Annotated in this window: 11 protein-coding genes and 3 pseudogenes; 9 read left to right on the forward strand and 5 right to left on the reverse strand. The window is 67.9% G+C overall.

Annotation, left to right across the window (positions count from 1 at the left end):
• Positions 1-307 (forward strand): annotated as a pseudogene (locus tag B4L26_RS15075) (ABC transporter ATP-binding protein); the annotation flags it as partial.
• Between the two features lie 52 nt (positions 308-359).
• Positions 360-1,613, forward strand: a complete 1,254-nt coding sequence (locus B4L26_RS15080) for an ABC transporter substrate-binding protein (RefSeq protein WP_290720039.1) — start codon at positions 360-362, stop codon at positions 1,611-1,613.
• Positions 1,614-1,704: 91 nt separating this feature from the next.
• On the opposite strand, the gene B4L26_RS15085 is transcribed toward B4L26_RS15080, so the two are convergent.
• Entirely contained in the window at positions 1,705-2,217 is a 513-nt protein-coding gene (locus tag B4L26_RS15085; RefSeq protein WP_290720040.1) for a DoxX family protein, read from the reverse strand.
• A gap of 227 nt (positions 2,218-2,444) precedes the next feature.
• Here B4L26_RS15085 and B4L26_RS15090 point away from each other — a divergent pair.
• The 6 genes and pseudogenes from B4L26_RS15090 to B4L26_RS15120 form a co-directional block, all read left to right on the forward strand.
• A pseudogene (locus tag B4L26_RS15090) lies at positions 2,445-3,386 on the forward strand (acyl-CoA dehydrogenase family protein); the annotation flags it as partial.
• A gap of 117 nt (positions 3,387-3,503) precedes the next feature.
• Positions 3,504-4,670, forward strand: coding sequence for an acyl-CoA dehydrogenase family protein (locus B4L26_RS15095; RefSeq protein WP_290720095.1), 1,167 nt, complete (start codon positions 3,504-3,506; stop codon positions 4,668-4,670).
• A gap of 19 nt (positions 4,671-4,689) precedes the next feature.
• Positions 4,690-5,670, forward strand: a pseudogene (locus B4L26_RS15100) (bifunctional MaoC family dehydratase N-terminal/OB-fold nucleic acid binding domain-containing protein); the annotation flags it as partial.
• A gap of 440 nt (positions 5,671-6,110) precedes the next feature.
• Positions 6,111-7,283, forward strand: a complete 1,173-nt coding sequence (locus B4L26_RS15110) for a lipid-transfer protein (protein WP_290720042.1) — start codon at positions 6,111-6,113, stop codon at positions 7,281-7,283.
• A gap of 49 nt (positions 7,284-7,332) precedes the next feature.
• Positions 7,333-8,955, forward strand: a complete 1,623-nt coding sequence (locus B4L26_RS15115; RefSeq protein WP_290720043.1) for an AMP-binding protein — start codon at positions 7,333-7,335, stop codon at positions 8,953-8,955.
• A 23-nt stretch (positions 8,956-8,978) separates the two neighbouring features.
• Positions 8,979-10,157 (forward strand): hypothetical protein, encoded by a 1,179-nt coding sequence (locus B4L26_RS15120; RefSeq protein ID WP_290720045.1) that lies wholly within the window; start codon positions 8,979-8,981, stop codon positions 10,155-10,157.
• A 55-nt stretch (positions 10,158-10,212) separates the two neighbouring features.
• Here the strand turns inward: B4L26_RS15120 and B4L26_RS15125 are convergent, their stop codons facing one another.
• Positions 10,213-11,949, reverse strand: a complete 1,737-nt coding sequence (locus tag B4L26_RS15125) for an MFS transporter (RefSeq protein ID WP_290720046.1) — start codon at positions 11,947-11,949, stop codon at positions 10,213-10,215.
• Between the two features lie 194 nt (positions 11,950-12,143).
• On the opposite strand from B4L26_RS15125, the gene B4L26_RS15130 reads away from it, so the two are divergent.
• Positions 12,144-12,269 (forward strand): hypothetical protein, encoded by a 126-nt coding sequence (locus B4L26_RS15130; protein WP_290720047.1) that lies wholly within the window; start codon positions 12,144-12,146, stop codon positions 12,267-12,269.
• Positions 12,270-12,279: 10 nt separating this feature from the next.
• Here the strand turns inward: B4L26_RS15130 and B4L26_RS15135 are convergent, their stop codons facing one another.
• The 3 genes from B4L26_RS15135 to B4L26_RS15145 are packed head-to-tail and all read right to left on the reverse strand — an operon-like array spanning position 12,280 to position 14,495.
• Positions 12,280-12,705, reverse strand: coding sequence for a DUF6918 family protein (locus B4L26_RS15135; protein ID WP_290720049.1), 426 nt, complete (start codon positions 12,703-12,705; stop codon positions 12,280-12,282).
• Entirely contained in the window at positions 12,692-13,633 is a 942-nt protein-coding gene (locus tag B4L26_RS15140; RefSeq protein WP_290720050.1) for an alpha/beta fold hydrolase, read from the reverse strand. The genes B4L26_RS15135 and B4L26_RS15140 overlap by 14 nt, the downstream gene beginning before the upstream one ends.
• 4 nt (positions 13,634-13,637) lie before the next feature.
• Positions 13,638-14,495 (reverse strand): MaoC/PaaZ C-terminal domain-containing protein, encoded by an 858-nt coding sequence (locus tag B4L26_RS15145; RefSeq protein WP_290720052.1) that lies wholly within the window; start codon positions 14,493-14,495, stop codon positions 13,638-13,640.
• Positions 14,496-14,502: the final 7 nt, after the last annotated feature.

The raw sequence follows: 14,502 nt of genomic DNA on the forward strand, positions 1-14,502 counted from the left end.
CGGCGAGCAGCAGATGCTCGCCGTCGCCCGGGCACTCGTGCAAAACCCGAAGGTGTTGCTCATCGATGAGATGAGCATGGGGCTGGCGCCGGTGGTCGTGGAGGAGCTGCTGCCCGTGGTCCGCCGGATCGCCGACGAACAGGGCGCGGTCGTCGTCCTCGTCGAGCAGCACGTCCACCTTGCGCTGGAGGTTGCCGACGACGTCGTCGTCCTGGTGCACGGCGAGATCCGCGACCGTGGACCCGCGGAGGCGTTCCGCGCTGATCCCGACCGGCTGCAGCGCATGTACCTGGGCAGCACGTACTGAGAACACAAACCACTGCGGCCGGCACCGGGCGCAGCCAGTAAAGGAGAAAGAAATGAAGGAACACACCCTTCCGCGCCGGATTGCGGCGCTGTGTGCGGTGTCCGTGGTGGCGGTACTGGGGATTGCGGGCTGTTCGAGTGACGGCGACGACTCCGGCGGTGTCGACTCGTCGGTCCTGGGCGCGGAGAACAAGGCGACCGGGGAACCGCTGACCATCGGGTTCATCAGCGAGGGCAAGGCTGCGGCCTACGACAACACCAACGAGATCAAGGGTGCCCAGACCGCCGCCTCCTACATCAACGACCACCTCGGCGGCATCAACGGCCGACCGGTCACCCTCAAGGTGTGCGAGGCGCGCGGCAACCCCGCCGACGCGACCGACTGCGCGAACCAGATGGTGCAGGCCGGCGTCCCGGTGGTGGTCGAGGGTGCGCTCGGCACCGTGGACCAGACCGTCGATGTTCTGAGCAAGGCGAAGATTCCGCTGGTCCTGCACTTCACCTCGTCGCCCAAGACCATGCAGACCCCCGGCGTCTTCGGCTTGATGAACGGCATGGCGTCGATCTTCGGGGCCCCGGCCTACGTCGCCAAGCAGAACAACGTCAAGAGCGCGGCAATCGTCACCATCGACGTACCGGCCGCCGTTGCCGGCACCGCGCAGTTGGGGAAGCTGACGTTCGGCAACGCCGGTGCGAAGGCCGAGGTTGTGACGATTCCGCCGGGGTCGCCCGACCCGAGCCCTCAGATCGCCGCGGCCGCGAAGGCCAACCCCGGTCTGTACTCGATCCTGGGCACCCCCGACTTCTGTGCGCCGGTGATCAAGGCAGTGCGTGCGAGCTCGCCGGAGGCCCAGATCGTCGCCATCGACCGGTGCATCCTCGCTAGCGCAGCCAAGGCGATCCCCGGCGGGTACAAGGGGGTGAAGGTCGGCACCACGTCGAACCTCGACAAGTCGACCGAAGACGTCAAACTCTTGGCCGCAGCCCTGGACAAGTACAACAAGGGCACGCCGATCGAGTCGAACTCCGCCTACGGCTGGTCGCCGGTGTTGGCCCTCGCGCGGGCACTGAACGCCTCGAACGCCACGCTGACCCCGCAGGGCGTCACCGACGGACTGCGCTCGGCTCCGCCGCAGGAATACCCGCTGACCAACGGGATCAAGTTCCAGTGCGACGGCAAGGCGTTCCCGCTCTCGCCCAACATCTGCAGCGCGGCGGGCATTGTCGCTACCGCGGACGAGGACGGGAAGCTCTCGGACTATCAGATTGTGGACGACGCGACGCTGTTCAAGATGCCTCCGCGCTGACGCACGGTTCGCACGCAACAGCTACCGAATCCAACACCACCTACCGTTGCAACGGTAGGTGGTGTTGATTTGTGTAGCGGTTGTGCCGGTGCTACTCGGCGGCCACCGGTGGGCGGAAGAAGAGGACCAGCTGGCCGATGGCCGCGATGATGCCGACGCCGCCGGCGATCAGCGCGGTCCAGCCCGAGCCGACCGCACCCAGGATGCCGCAATCGATGGCGTGGTCGACCGAGTAGCGGCCAGGTCCGGTGACCGCGACGCTGAACGCGATGACCGCGAGGATCATGTTGTACTCCCAGCCGTCGCCGACGATGAAGAAGCCGTTGCGGCGGTGGCTGGTCCACGCGGCCACGATCATCACGGCGATCATCCCGGACGCGGCCAGTGGGGTGAGGAGTCCGGCGGCGAACAGGAGACCGGTGCCCATCTCGGTGAGTGATGCCGCGTAGGCATGGACGCGGCCGGGCTTCATACCGATCGAGTCGAACCACCGTGCGGTGCCAGCGATGCGGCCGCCGCGGAACATCTTCTGGTAGCCGTGGGCGGCCAGTGTGATTCCGGTGACGACGCGCAGGATGAGTAGGCCGGTGTCGAGTGCGTCCACGGTAGATCCTTCTCTCTGGAGCTTGTGGTGTTAATTGGTTAACTGATTAAACCACTGTGGCGACGCCGCGTCGATTGGGCGGTGGTACGCCCCCGCCGCAACAGAAGTAGAACCTGTTCTAGTATTGCGGGTGTAAACCCACTACATTGGTGGGGAACCAGTTCTCATTCCCGGGAGAGGCGACGGTGGATTTCAGTCTTGACGCGGCGGCGGTCGCGGTTGCGGATGTGGCCGAAGACGTCTTCACCAGGACCGTTTCGGATCCGGCGGCCAAGTTCGCCGACGTGGACGGCTTCGATCGTGCGGTGTGGCAGGCCATGGTGGATGCCGGTTTGCTCGCGCTGCCGCTGCCCGAGGCGGCCGGCGGCGACGACCTCGATGCCACCGCACTCCTTCCGTTGCTGCGCCGCATGGGCAAGGCCTCGGCGGTCACCCCCGCGCTCGGCACCCTGGCGGCCGCACTAGCCCTGGCCGGCCACAACGGCTCGGCCGTCCGCCTCGCACCGTTCGGCTCCGGCGACTGGCTCGCGGTCGCCATCCGTGAGACCGGCGCGGGGTTGCTCGACGAGCCCACCACCCGCCTCGACGGCGGTGCGCTGACCGGAACCAAGACCGGTGTCCTGTGCGCCCACGGCGCCGCGGCCTTCCTGGTCACCGCACGTCGCGCCGATGGCACAGGTGTGGTCGTATGGGTGCCCGCTGACGCCGCCGGCATCACGGTCCAGCGCACTCCTGCCTCCAGCGGGTGGGGCGAATTCACTGTGCGCTTCGACGATGTCACCGTCGCCGATGACGACGTCGCGCCGATCACCCCGCAGGTCCTTCTCGACTACTACCGCTTCGTGCTGAACGCCTACGCCGACGGGCTGATCGACGGCGCGACCGCGATGACTGCGACCCACGTCAGCACGCGCCACCAGTTCGGCAAGCCGATCGCCCTGTTCCAGGCCGTCGGCCAGCAACTCGCCGACATCTACGTCATCGGGCGGTCGCTGAACCTGACCACGACGGCGTCGGCATGGCGCCTGGCCAACGGTCTCGACGCCGCTTCCGACATCGCCATCGGCACCTACTGGACCGCCGCCGAGGTGCCCGCGACGATGCGCACCATGACGCACCTGCACGGCGGGATCGGCGTCGACGTCACCTACCCGCTGCACCGCTACTTCTCCATCGCCAAGGACCTCGCGCGCCTCGTCGGCGGCTCGGGCACCCTCGACGAGCTCGCCGACGCCCAGCGCCGCGCCGCGGACGCCCCCGCGGCCGACCTGCAGCCCGAAGACGGCATGTTCATCGACCTCACACCGGAGCAGCGCGCTCTGCGCGACGAGGTCCGCACCTACTTCGAGACACTTATCGATCCCAACGACGAAGAAACCCTGCTCGTCGAGCGCCACGGCGCGACGCTGCGCAAGGTCGTCAAGCAGATGGGCTCGGACGGCTGGCTCGGCGTCGGCTGGCCGACGCAGTTCGGCGGCAAGGGCTTCGGCGACATCGAGCAGCAGATCTTCACCAACGAGGCCGTCCGCGCCGACGTCCCGTTGCCGTCGGTCACGCTGCAGACGGTCGGCCCGACGCTGCAGGTGCACGGCAACGACGAACAGAAGGCCAAGTTCCTGCCCGCGATCCTGGCCGGCGACGTCCACTTCGCCATCGGCTACACCGAGCCCGACGCCGGCACCGACCTCGCGTCCCTCACGACGACGGCGGTGCTCGACGGCGACCACTACGTCGTCAACGGGCAGAAGATCTTCACCACCGGCGGCCACGACGCCGACTACGTCTGGCTCGCGGTGCGCACTGATCCCACCGCGCCCAAGCACAAAGGGATCTCGATCCTCATCGTCGACACCACCGACCCCGGCTACACCTGGACGCCGATCATCACCGCCGACGGCGCCCACCACGTCAACGCCACCTACTACACCGACGTCAAGGTGCCGGTGTCGATGCGCGTCGGCGAAGAGGGCGACGGCTGGAAGCTGATCACCACCCAGCTCAACCACGAGCGCGTCATGCTCGGCCCGGCCGGGCGCATCGAGGGCGTCGCCACCCGCGTGCGCGAGTGGGCGTCGCGCCCCGGTCCCGACGGCTCGCCGATCGCAGCGGTTCCCGACGTCGCCCGCGCGCTTGCTCAGATCAGCGCCTACGCGCGCATCAACGAACTGCTGAACTGGCAGGTGGCCTCCACCGGCGAGGCGATCTCGATGGCCGATGCCGCCGCGACCAAGGTGTTCTCCACTGAGCGCATCCAGACGATCATGCGCCTGGCCGATGACATCCTCGGCCGCTACGGCGACTTCACCGATCCGGAGACCGCCGCGCTCGTCGACTGGCTCGACGTGCAGGCCAAGCGCAACGTCGTCATCACGTTCGGCGGCGGCGTCAACGAGGTCATGCGCGACATGATCGCGACCGCCGGGCTCGGACTACCGCGGGCGCCGCGCCAATGACCGGCCGATAGGGGAGACAGTGGATACTGCGGAGATTCTCGCCGCGGCCACCCGCATCAAAGATGCGGGCGCCAGCGCACCCAAGAAAGGCCGTGATCCGGTCAATTTGCCCATGATCCACAACTGGGTCGAAGCAATGGGCGACGACAACCCGGTCTACGTCGACGATGCGGCGGCGCGCGCCGCCGGGCACGACGGAATCGTGGCACCACCGGCCATGGCCCAGGTGTGGACGATGCGCGGACTGCACGGACAGCGCACCGAGGACGATCCGCTGGGCCTGGCCACCAACCTCTTCGACGAGGCCGGTTACACCTCCGTGGTCGCCACCAACTGCGATTCGGTCTACCACCGCTATCTGCGGCCCGGGGAGGAGGTCACGCTGTCGGCGGAGTTGATCGAGGTGGTCGGCCCCAAGCAGACCGCACTGGGTGAAGGCTGGTTCTTCACCACCCACAACACGTGGCGGGTCGGTGACGAGGCCGTCGCCGAGATGGATTTCCGGATCCTCAAGTTCAAACCGGGGACGGCGGCGGTGAAGCCGCCGAAGCCGGGGACGCTGGATCCCGCCAAGCTGATCCGCCCGCAATCGTCGAGGGACACCGAGTTTTTCTGGGAGGGCGTTGCCGCCCACGAGCTGCGCATCCAACGCGTACCGGACGGGACGTTGCAGCACCCGCCGATTCCGGCGACGTGGACCACTCGTGGCGACGACGGCGTCTACGCCACCACCGACTACGTCGTCGCGTCGGGGGAGGGGACGGTCTTCAGCTACGTCGTGCACCACGCCCCGCGCGTGCCCGGTCGCACACTGCCGTTCGTCGTGGCGCTGGTCGAGTTGGCCGAGGGGGTACGGATGCTCGGCGAACTGCGCGACGTCGATCCCGCCGACGTGGAGATCGGCATGCCCGTGCGTGTGGAGTTCCTCGATTTCCCCGCTGACGAGCAGAGCCCCGACGGTTGGTCGAACTACGCCTGGGTCCCCGCCGAGCGAGCCCAAGATCCCGCCGAGCGAGCCCAGAATCCCGCCGAGCGAGCCCAAGAATCCGCCGAGCGAGCCCTCCCGCCCCTCACGATCGAAGCGACGCCGACCTTCGTCGTCTCGACCGCTCTGGCGACCCGCGACTTCCAGGACGTGCACCACGACCGCGACCTGGCACAGCAGCGCGGGTCCAAGGACATCTTCGTCAACATCCTCACCGACACCGGCCTGGTGGAGCGGTTCGTCACAGACTGGGCGGGCCCAGCAGCGCGGGTCGGGTCGATCGCGCTGAAACTCGGCGTCCCCTGGTACGCCTACGACACCCTCACCTTCACCGGCGAGGTCACCAACGTCGACGGGGACCGGACCACCGTCGCGGTGACCGGCACCAACAGCCTGGGCCGCCACGTCATCTCGACGGTGACGGTGACCGGCGCCGCTAGCGAAGGGAACGACCGATGAGCCTCTCGGGCGCGGCCGCCATCGTCGGAATCGGCGCGACGGACTTCTCCAAGGACTCCGGGCGCAGCGAGTTGCGCCTGGCGGCCGAGGCGGTCAACGCAGCTCTCGCCGACGCGGGGCTGACGCCGGCCGACGTCGACGGCCTGGTCACCTTCACGATGGACACCAACATGGAGGTGGCCGTCGCCCGTGCCACCGGCATGGGGGAGCTGACCTATTTCTCCCGCATCCACTACGGCGGCGGCGCAGCCTGTTCAACGGTGCAGCAGGCGGCGATGGCTGTCGCGACAGGTGTGTGCGACGTCGTCGTCGCCTACCGCGCGTTCAACGAGCGCTCCGGCAACCGGTTCGGCCAGGTGAGTGCCGCGGTCGCGACGCAGGCCACTTCGTCGGGCACCGACAACGCCTTCTCCTACCCGCACGGGCTCTCCACCCCGGCGGCGTTCGTCGCCATGGTCGCGCAGCGCTACATGTACGAGTGCGGCGCCACCAGCGAGGACTTCGGCCGGATCGCCGTCGTCGACCGCTTGCACGCGGCGAACAACCCGAAGGCCTTCTTCTACGGCAAGCCGATCACGTTGGAGGAGCATCAGGCGTCGCGTTACATTGCCGAGCCGCTGCACCTGCTGGACTGCTGCCAGGAGACCGACGGTGGTGTCGCGCTCGTCATCGTGTCCGCTGAGCGCGCCAAGGATCTTCCGCACCCGCCGGCCGTCATCGCGGGCGCGGCATCGGGCAGCGGTAACGACCAATACATCATGACCAGCTACTACCGCGACGAGCTGGCGGGCCTGCCCGAGATGGGCCTCGTCGGCCGCCAGTTGTGGGAGCAGTCGGGATTGTCGCCGACGGACATGGACGCGGCCATCCTCTACGACCACTTCACGCCCTACACGCTGATGCAACTCGAGGAACTCGGGTTCTGCGGGCGCGGCGAGGCCAAGGACTTCGTCAGCGAGCCCGGCGCTCTTGAAGTTGGCGGACGGCTCCCGCTCAACACCCACGGCGGCCAGCTCGGCGAGGCCTACATTCACGGGATGAACGGCATCGCCGAGGGCGTCCGCCAGTTGCGCGGCACCTCGGTCAACCAGGTGCCCGACCTTGCCAAGATCGTCGTCACGGCTGGTACCGGCGTCCCCACCAGCGGCCTCGTCCTCACCGCCCCCTGACCAGCACACAAACCACCCGGCCCCGACGCACGCGCCCCAAGGAGTCACCATGCAGTTCAACCTCGCCGACGTTTTCGAGACGGTCGCCGACGCGGTCCCCGACCGGGTCTTCCTGTCCTACCAGGGCAATCAGACCACCTATGCGGGCATGGACGCGCAGTCCAACCAGGTCGCGCACCTCTTCGCGTCGAAGGGAATCGGCGCCGACGACAAGGTCGCGCTGTTCCTCAAGAACTGCCCCGAGCACGTGGAGAGCCTGCTTGCCACCATCAAGCTGCGCGCGGTCCCGGTCAACGTGAACTACCGCTACACCGACGCCGAGCTGGAGTACATCTTCGACAACTCCGACTCCGCGGCAATCGTCGTCGAGTTGCGTGAGCACCAGGCCAGCGTCGCCCGCCTGCTGCCCAAGCTGCCGCTGGTGCGCGCGGTGTTCGTCGTCGGCGAGGTCATCGACGAGCTGCGCGACGCCGCTGCGCTGCTCGACGGCCGCCACGTCGCCGTCGCCTCTTTCGCTGAGCGCGCCGAGTTCCCGACGGCGCGCGACTTCGAGCCGCGCACCGGCGACGAGCTCTACCTGCTCTACACCGGTGGCACGACCGGCTACCCCAAGGGCGTCATGTGGCGCCACGACGACTTCTTCCGCAAGCCGATCTCCGGCGGCAACCCGTACGGCGAGCCGCGCAAGGACCTCGCCGAGATCGCCGCCGCGGTCAAGGACATGCCGTCGATCGCGTTCTTGCTTGCCGCCCCGCTGATGCACGGCGCCGCGTCGTACTCGTTGTTCACGTTCCTCTCTCTGGGCGGTCGGTTGATCCTCGAGCGCGACTTCGACGCCGAGCAGATCGTCCGCAACATCGAGCGCGACCAGACACAGATCATCCTCATCGTCGGCGACGCCATGGGCCTGCCGCTGGTCGAGCAGATGGAGAAGCTCTCCGGCGAGGTCGACATGTCGTCGCTGTTCTCGATCGCCTCGGGTGGTGCGATCTGGAGCCAGCACGTGCGCGACCGGATGCTCGCCGCCAAAGAGGGCCTGCTGCTGCGTGACAACTTCGGTGCGTCGGAGTCGGGCAACGACGGTGAGATCAGCCTTGACGAGAACGGCAACCTCAAAGTGCCGCCGACCGACCGGATGATCGTCGTCGACGAACGCAACGAGCGCATCACGACCCCGAAGGAAGTCGGGTACATCGCGCGCATCGGCAACATCCCGCTGGGCTACTACAAGGATGCGGAGAAGACCGAGCGCACGTTCCCGGTGATGGCCGACGGCACCCGTATCTCGGTGCTCGGCGACATGGGCTACGTCGAGGAGGACGGGTCGATCGTCTTCCTCGGCCGCGGCAGCCAATGCATCAACACCGGTGGTGAGAAGGTGTACGCCGAGGAGGTCGAGGCGGTGCTGCACGCGCATCCGGCGATCGCCGATGCCCTCGTCGTGCCGGTCCCCGACGCGAAGTACGGACAGCGCGTGGCTGCGGTCGCCAAGGTCGCCGAGGGCTTCGACGAGCCGACGCTCGAGGACGTGCAGGAGCACTGCCGCGCCGACCTTGCCGGTTACAAGGTGCCCCGCACGATCGTCTTCGTCGACGAGGTGAAGCGCACGCCGGCCGGTAAGGCCGACTATAAGTGGGCCAAGGCCGCGGCGGATCAGCCCGCGCCCGCCTGAGTCCGCCCCGTAGGTTGGCCACCATGAGAATGCGGTGGTGGCTGTTCGTCGGCGTACCACTGTGTGTGGCGGCGCTGGTGCTGGGACTGTTGTGGCCGCGCCCGCAGGCTCCGTCTGTGTTCCCGGCCGCCCCGGCGGTTCTCGGCGTCGAACCACTGACGTGTTTGAATGCCGCGCTCGACGCCTACGGCGACTCCGGCCACGGTTGGAGCGGCGGGGATTCGACGTGGACGACCGCGCTGCCCGACGACCGCGAGCTGTTCGCGTTCTCCGATTCCTTCCTCTCCCCGGTCGACGGCACCGGCCGCCCCGGGCATGCGCCGTTCGTGCACAACTCCTTCGTGGTGCGGGCTGCCGACGGTGCCATGAGCACGGTGGTTGGCGGTGTGCCGGGCGCTCCGGAGTCGCTGCTCTCGCCGGGCACGCCCGCCTGGTACTGGCTGGGCGCGGCGACCTACCTCGGCGATGCCCTGCAAGTGCCGCTGGGGAAGTGGCATCCCACCGGGACCGGTCCCTTCGACTGGGCGTTCGCCGGATCGTCGGTGGCGCGCTTCGCCCCCGACGACCTCACTCGCCCGACGATGATCACGCCGCTGCGTGACACCCGCGGCATCCAGTGGGGGCAGTGGGTGGCGTCCGAACACGACTTCACCTACCTCTATGGGGTCGAGGGGGTAGGGCGGCGCAAGGCGCTGCACGTAGCCCGGGTCGTCGGGCACGACCTGCGCGCACCGCTGGAATTCTTCGACGGTGAGAAGTGGCGCCGCGCCGACGATTCCGGTGTCGGCACGTCGAGGCCGGTGGCTACCGACGTGTCGGGCGAGTTATCGGTGCACCAGTTGCGGCCGGGGCTCTATCTACTCGTCACCACGGAGAGCGGTCCGGGCCTGTCCGACCGGATCGTTGGGCGCTTCTCGTCGTCGCCGACGGGACCGTTCGGCCCGGCCCGGCTGCTCTACACCACGCCGGAGACGGGTATTCGTGGTAGTTATCGCGACCCGGATGTCTACACCTACAACGCCCATGCGCATCCGGAGTTCTCGACCCCGCGCGTCGTCGTCATCTCCTACAACGTCAACAGCGTCGACACCGCCGTCGGCGGCGACGTCTACCGCGACGTGAGCATCTATCGCCCTCGCTTCATCTCCGTGACCTTCGACGGTCCGCCCGCCGGAGAACCGGCACGGCCTGCCTGCCGGTGACGATCTGCTAGCGATTCTGCTCGGGAAGCGAGCGCAATCGCCGCGTGATGACCGGTTACGACGCGTCGGCGACCTCGGCCACGATGCGCCGCGGTGTGAACCACGTCAGGAACCCGGCGCCGACTATGAGAATGACGCCCAAGATCAGGCATGACGTCTGCATTGGCGAGATGAAGGCGGCATTGGCGCCTTCGCTGATCTGGTGGGCCAGCTGCTGCAGATGGCCCGCTTGCTCGGCCGGAACACCCGGTGCCGAGGCCTGCGCGGTAATGCTCTCGGCGACCTTCGTCGCACCCGCCAGTGAATTGGTGATCCCCTCCGCCGCCTGTGCGCCGGCCTCGGGGTTGCCGCCGGTAGCCGGATTGCCCAGCGCAGACCGTGCCGCGTCGGCGGTGGGGCCGATCAGGTTGCCGTAGCCGGCCGCCACTATCGAACCGGTCAGGGCGATACCGATGGCCGCGCCCAATTCGCGGGCGGTGTCGTTGACGGCCGAGCCGACGCCCTGATCGTCGAGCGGGGTGTTGGACATGATCGCGGTCGTCGACGGTGCCGCTGCCAGACCGATACCGGTGGCCGAGATGAATAGGAATGCCGCCAGCACCCAGTAGCTGTCGTAGTCGATCAAGCCCATCAGGAGGATGCCCAGACCTGCCAGGAGGACGCCGAAACCGACGACGAACCTCAGCGAGTGGTAGCGCACTGCCACGTAGTTGCCGACCAGTGAGAAGACGCCCGTGCCGATGAGCAGCGGGAACAGGGCCACTGCCGACTTCAGTGCCGAGTAGCCGAACACCAGCTGCAGCTGCTGGAGGATCAGGAAGAAGATCGCGAACGATGCGAAGAACTGCAGGAGTACCGACAGCGACCCGCCACCGAAAGCGCGGTTGGTGAACAACCGCACGTTGAGCAGCGGATTGCGCACACGCAGTTCGATGAACACGAACGCGGCGATCAGCACGAGTCCGCCGATCAGGGCGACCACGACCACCGGGTTGGTCCAGCCGTGCGTCGGGACCTCCAGCAGGCCGAAAACCACGAGGAAGACGCCCAGGACGGAGGCGACGGTGCCCGGCCAGTCGAACCGGCCTGGATCGGCGTCCTTCGACGTGCCGATGGTCAGGCAGATGAGCGCGGTGGCGAAGGCGGCCGCCGCGAACGCGATGAAGATGGACTTCCAGCTGAAGAACTGCAGCAGCACGCCGGAGACGAAGAAGCCGGCGATGGCGCCCACACCGGCCACCGCCGACCAGATGCTGATGGACAGTGCCCGCTTATTCTCGGGCACGTTGGAGGTGATGAGTGACAGCGTCGTCGGCATCACCAGCGCGGCGGCCGCCCCGGCGAGGATGCGCGTGCCGATGAGCTGCACCGGACCGTCGACGAAGATGGCCAGCAGCGAGGCGAACGAGAACAGCATCAGACCGGCGATCATCACGCCGCGCCGCCCGATCCGGTCGCCCAGGGCGCCGGCAGGCAACAGCAGGGCGGCCAGTGCGAGCGTGTACCCGTCGAGAATCCACGTCTGCTGCCCGGCGGTAGCGTCGATGTCCTCGGCGATGGACGACAGCGCGGTGTTGAGCGCGGCCATCGCCGCGACGACCATGCTGACCGCGATACAGACGATGGCGACGAGCCAGATCGTCTGCCAATCAAGCGCCTTGACGGCGGCAACGACGGCCGACGGGCTGCCGCTGCGGACGGCGTCGCGCACTCGGTGGGTGTGGTCGCCGATCTCGATTCCGATGCCGTCCCCGGCTTCGTCAAGATCGGCGGTGGCCTCGTGCTCAGTCATGGTGCGCCCTTCAGACGACTCGGACAACCGGCGGGGGCCCACCGATTGTTTCGGTAACAATTCGGGCAATCTGCGACACGGCGGACCAGAGCGGGATTCTGGTGATGATCTGTGTCACATTAGTCACTGGAGCAACAAGTTCCTGGTCCAGGCTCCGAAAACTCCAGGGCCAGGGCGACCGAAAGTGGGAGATCATGGCTACCAGACAGGTCACTGACTCCGAGGCGGTCCGAGTGCGGATGTGGCGCGTGCTCTCCATGCTGTCGGCGTTGATCGCCGTCGTCGTGGGGTTGCTCGTCATCACCATCTCCGCAGTCTGACCGCGACCGGCTAGGCGTTCTGCTCGATCGCGTCACCGACGCGGGGCAGCGCGGCGACGACGTAGTCCTTGGCCTTGCCGCGCAGCGAGTTGTACGCCTTGGCCAGAGCGGGCTTCGCGTCGGCGGCCTGTGCGTCGGTCACGGCGAGCAGAGCCTCGGCGGCCTGGTCGCCGTTGGCGGCGAGGTACGCTCCGAACCCCTGATCGGCGGGCTTGGACGCCCACAGCGGCGCGAGCGCGCCGAGGAAATCGTCGAGCATCGCATCGGTCGCATTCGCGACGACATTCGGCTTGACCTTCTGCACTGCGGCGTAGGCGGCCTTCACTGCTGCACCCGACAATCCCGACTGGCCGGCCACCTCCGAGTTGATCACCCCGACCAGGTCGTCGACGGTCTTGCTGCGGTTGGTCGTGCGTGCGGTGTCAAGGGCGGCCATGTTCTCTCCTGGAGTGTTCGTCGAGCGCGGTACGAAGCTCGGCGAGTAGTTCAAGTGGACGGTCGAGCATAACGTGATGGCCCGCACCGGTCAGCGTCACCACCCGTGCTCCCGGTCCCGCGCGCCCGTCCACCAGGGCTTCCGCTTTGTCCGGATTCATGATGCCGTGTTCGCCGCGGATCACCGTCACCGCGCAGGTGGGCGGCGGGGTGGGGACGGGGTCGGTGAGCATCGTCGGGAAGGCTCGGTCGAATTTCCACCGCCAGCCGTCCTCGACGAGGACGGCCGATCCGCGGGCGACGTAGTCGCGCACGTAGGGCAGCGTTTCCTGCTCTGGAAGCAGTCGGTATCGCGTCAACGCCTCCTCGAGAGAACCGTAGTGACGGTTCGTCTTCGGGATCGCATTGTCCGCGCTGACCCCGTGGGCCATCATCTTGGCGATGTCGGCGGCGTCGAAGAGTTGGGAGTCGACGACGATGATCTGGTTGACGACGTCGGGGTAGAGCACCGAGGCGAACATGGAGACGATGCCGCCCATGCTGTGCCCGATGACGATTAAGCGGTCATCGACGATGCCAGCGTCCCGGGCGACGGCGACCAGCTCGACGGCCCACTGCGCATAGGTGTAGCCATCGCGCCACTCACTGTCGCCGTGGCCGGACAGGTCGTAGGCCACCACCCGACGCGGTTGCGCGGGATCCTGCGCCAGCTGCGGGCCGAGGTGGTCCCACCAGCCGGCGTGCGCTGCCCCTCCGTGGACGAGCATCACCCCGGGTGCCGGTTGGCCGCTGACCGGATCGTCGGGTGCATCCCATGTCCGGTAGGCGACCGCGGCGCCGTCGACGGTCACCGTCGCCAGATGCGGCGTGGTGGCCACCGCATCGGTGAACCAGGCCGGGGCGTCGGTAGCGGCCGACGAGGAGGTCATGCCCTTATGACTTGACGACGACGACGTTGGCGAGTGCGGGGGCGTCGCGCTCGACGACGGTCGCGGTGCCGACCAGGCGGTCGCCGGTGTCCCACACGTCGACGCGCAGCGTCTCGCCAGGGATGACGACGCCGGCGAAGGAGGCCGAGAAGTCGGCCAGCGCGGTCACATCACCGTCGAGCACGTCGTCGACGATGGCGCGGGCGACGCTGCCGTAGGAACACAGGCCGTGCAGGATCGGGCGGTCGAAACCGGCGCCCTTGGCGAATCCCGGATCCGAGTGCAGCGGGTTGCGGTCGCCGCACAGGCGGTAGAGCAGTGCCTGGTTGGGTCTGGTGGGCACCAGGATCTGGTGGTCGGGGGCGCGGTCGGGCAGCTCGACCTTTGCCGACGCGCCGCGCTCACCGCCGAAGCCGCCCTCGCCCTTGGCGAAGATCGACGACCGCGTCGTCCACAGGGTCTCGCCGTTCTCGTCGACGGTCACCGCCTCCTGCACGATGACGGCCGCGGACCCTTTGTCCTGCAACTCGGCGATCGTGGTGCGCGTGGTCGCCGTACCCGACGCGGGCAGGGGTCGGTGTGCGGTGACCTGCTGGCTGCCGTGCACGACCTTGGCCAGGTCGATGTCGACGCCGGGGAAGGAGACCTTCGGCGGCTCGGTGGCGTGGAAGTTGGTGGCGACCGTGGCGAACGTCGGCAGCACCTTGGGCGCGGTGTCGTCGACGTAGGCCAGTCCGGCGGCATCCATCGGATCGGCGGCCGCACCGACGGCCAGGTGGTAGAGCGCGACGTCGGAGGCGGTCCACGAGAAGGTGACCTCGGGCAACTGTGCGCCGAGTGCCACGGACGGATCGATGGGCATTGTGTGC

The organism is Gordonia sp. UBA7599 (assembly GCA_002477755.1).
GTDB lineage: Bacteria > Actinomycetota > Actinomycetes > Mycobacteriales > Mycobacteriaceae > Gordonia.

Coding starts and splice junctions, on each gene's coding strand:
- B4L26_RS15145 (WP_290720052.1), bottom strand. CDS start 14,495: ATGCCCATCGATCCGTCCGTGGCACTCGGCGCACAGTTGCCCGAGGTC.
- B4L26_RS15125 (WP_290720046.1), bottom strand. CDS start 11,949: ATGACTGAGCACGAGGCCACCGCCGATCTTGACGAAGCCGGGGACGGC.
- B4L26_RS15115 (WP_290720043.1), top strand. CDS start 7,333: ATGCAGTTCAACCTCGCCGACGTTTTCGAGACGGTCGCCGACGCGGTC.
- B4L26_RS15140 (WP_290720050.1), bottom strand. CDS start 13,633: ATGACCTCCTCGTCGGCCGCTACCGACGCCCCGGCCTGGTTCACCGAT.
- B4L26_RS15120 (WP_290720045.1), top strand. CDS start 8,979: ATGAGAATGCGGTGGTGGCTGTTCGTCGGCGTACCACTGTGTGTGGCG.
- B4L26_RS15080 (WP_290720039.1), top strand. CDS start 360: ATGAAGGAACACACCCTTCCGCGCCGGATTGCGGCGCTGTGTGCGGTG.
- B4L26_RS15135 (WP_290720049.1), bottom strand. CDS start 12,705: ATGGCCGCCCTTGACACCGCACGCACGACCAACCGCAGCAAGACCGTC.
- B4L26_RS15095 (WP_290720095.1), top strand. CDS start 3,504: ATGTTCATCGACCTCACACCGGAGCAGCGCGCTCTGCGCGACGAGGTC.
- B4L26_RS15130 (WP_290720047.1), top strand. CDS start 12,144: ATGGCTACCAGACAGGTCACTGACTCCGAGGCGGTCCGAGTGCGGATG.
- B4L26_RS15110 (WP_290720042.1), top strand. CDS start 6,111: ATGAGCCTCTCGGGCGCGGCCGCCATCGTCGGAATCGGCGCGACGGAC.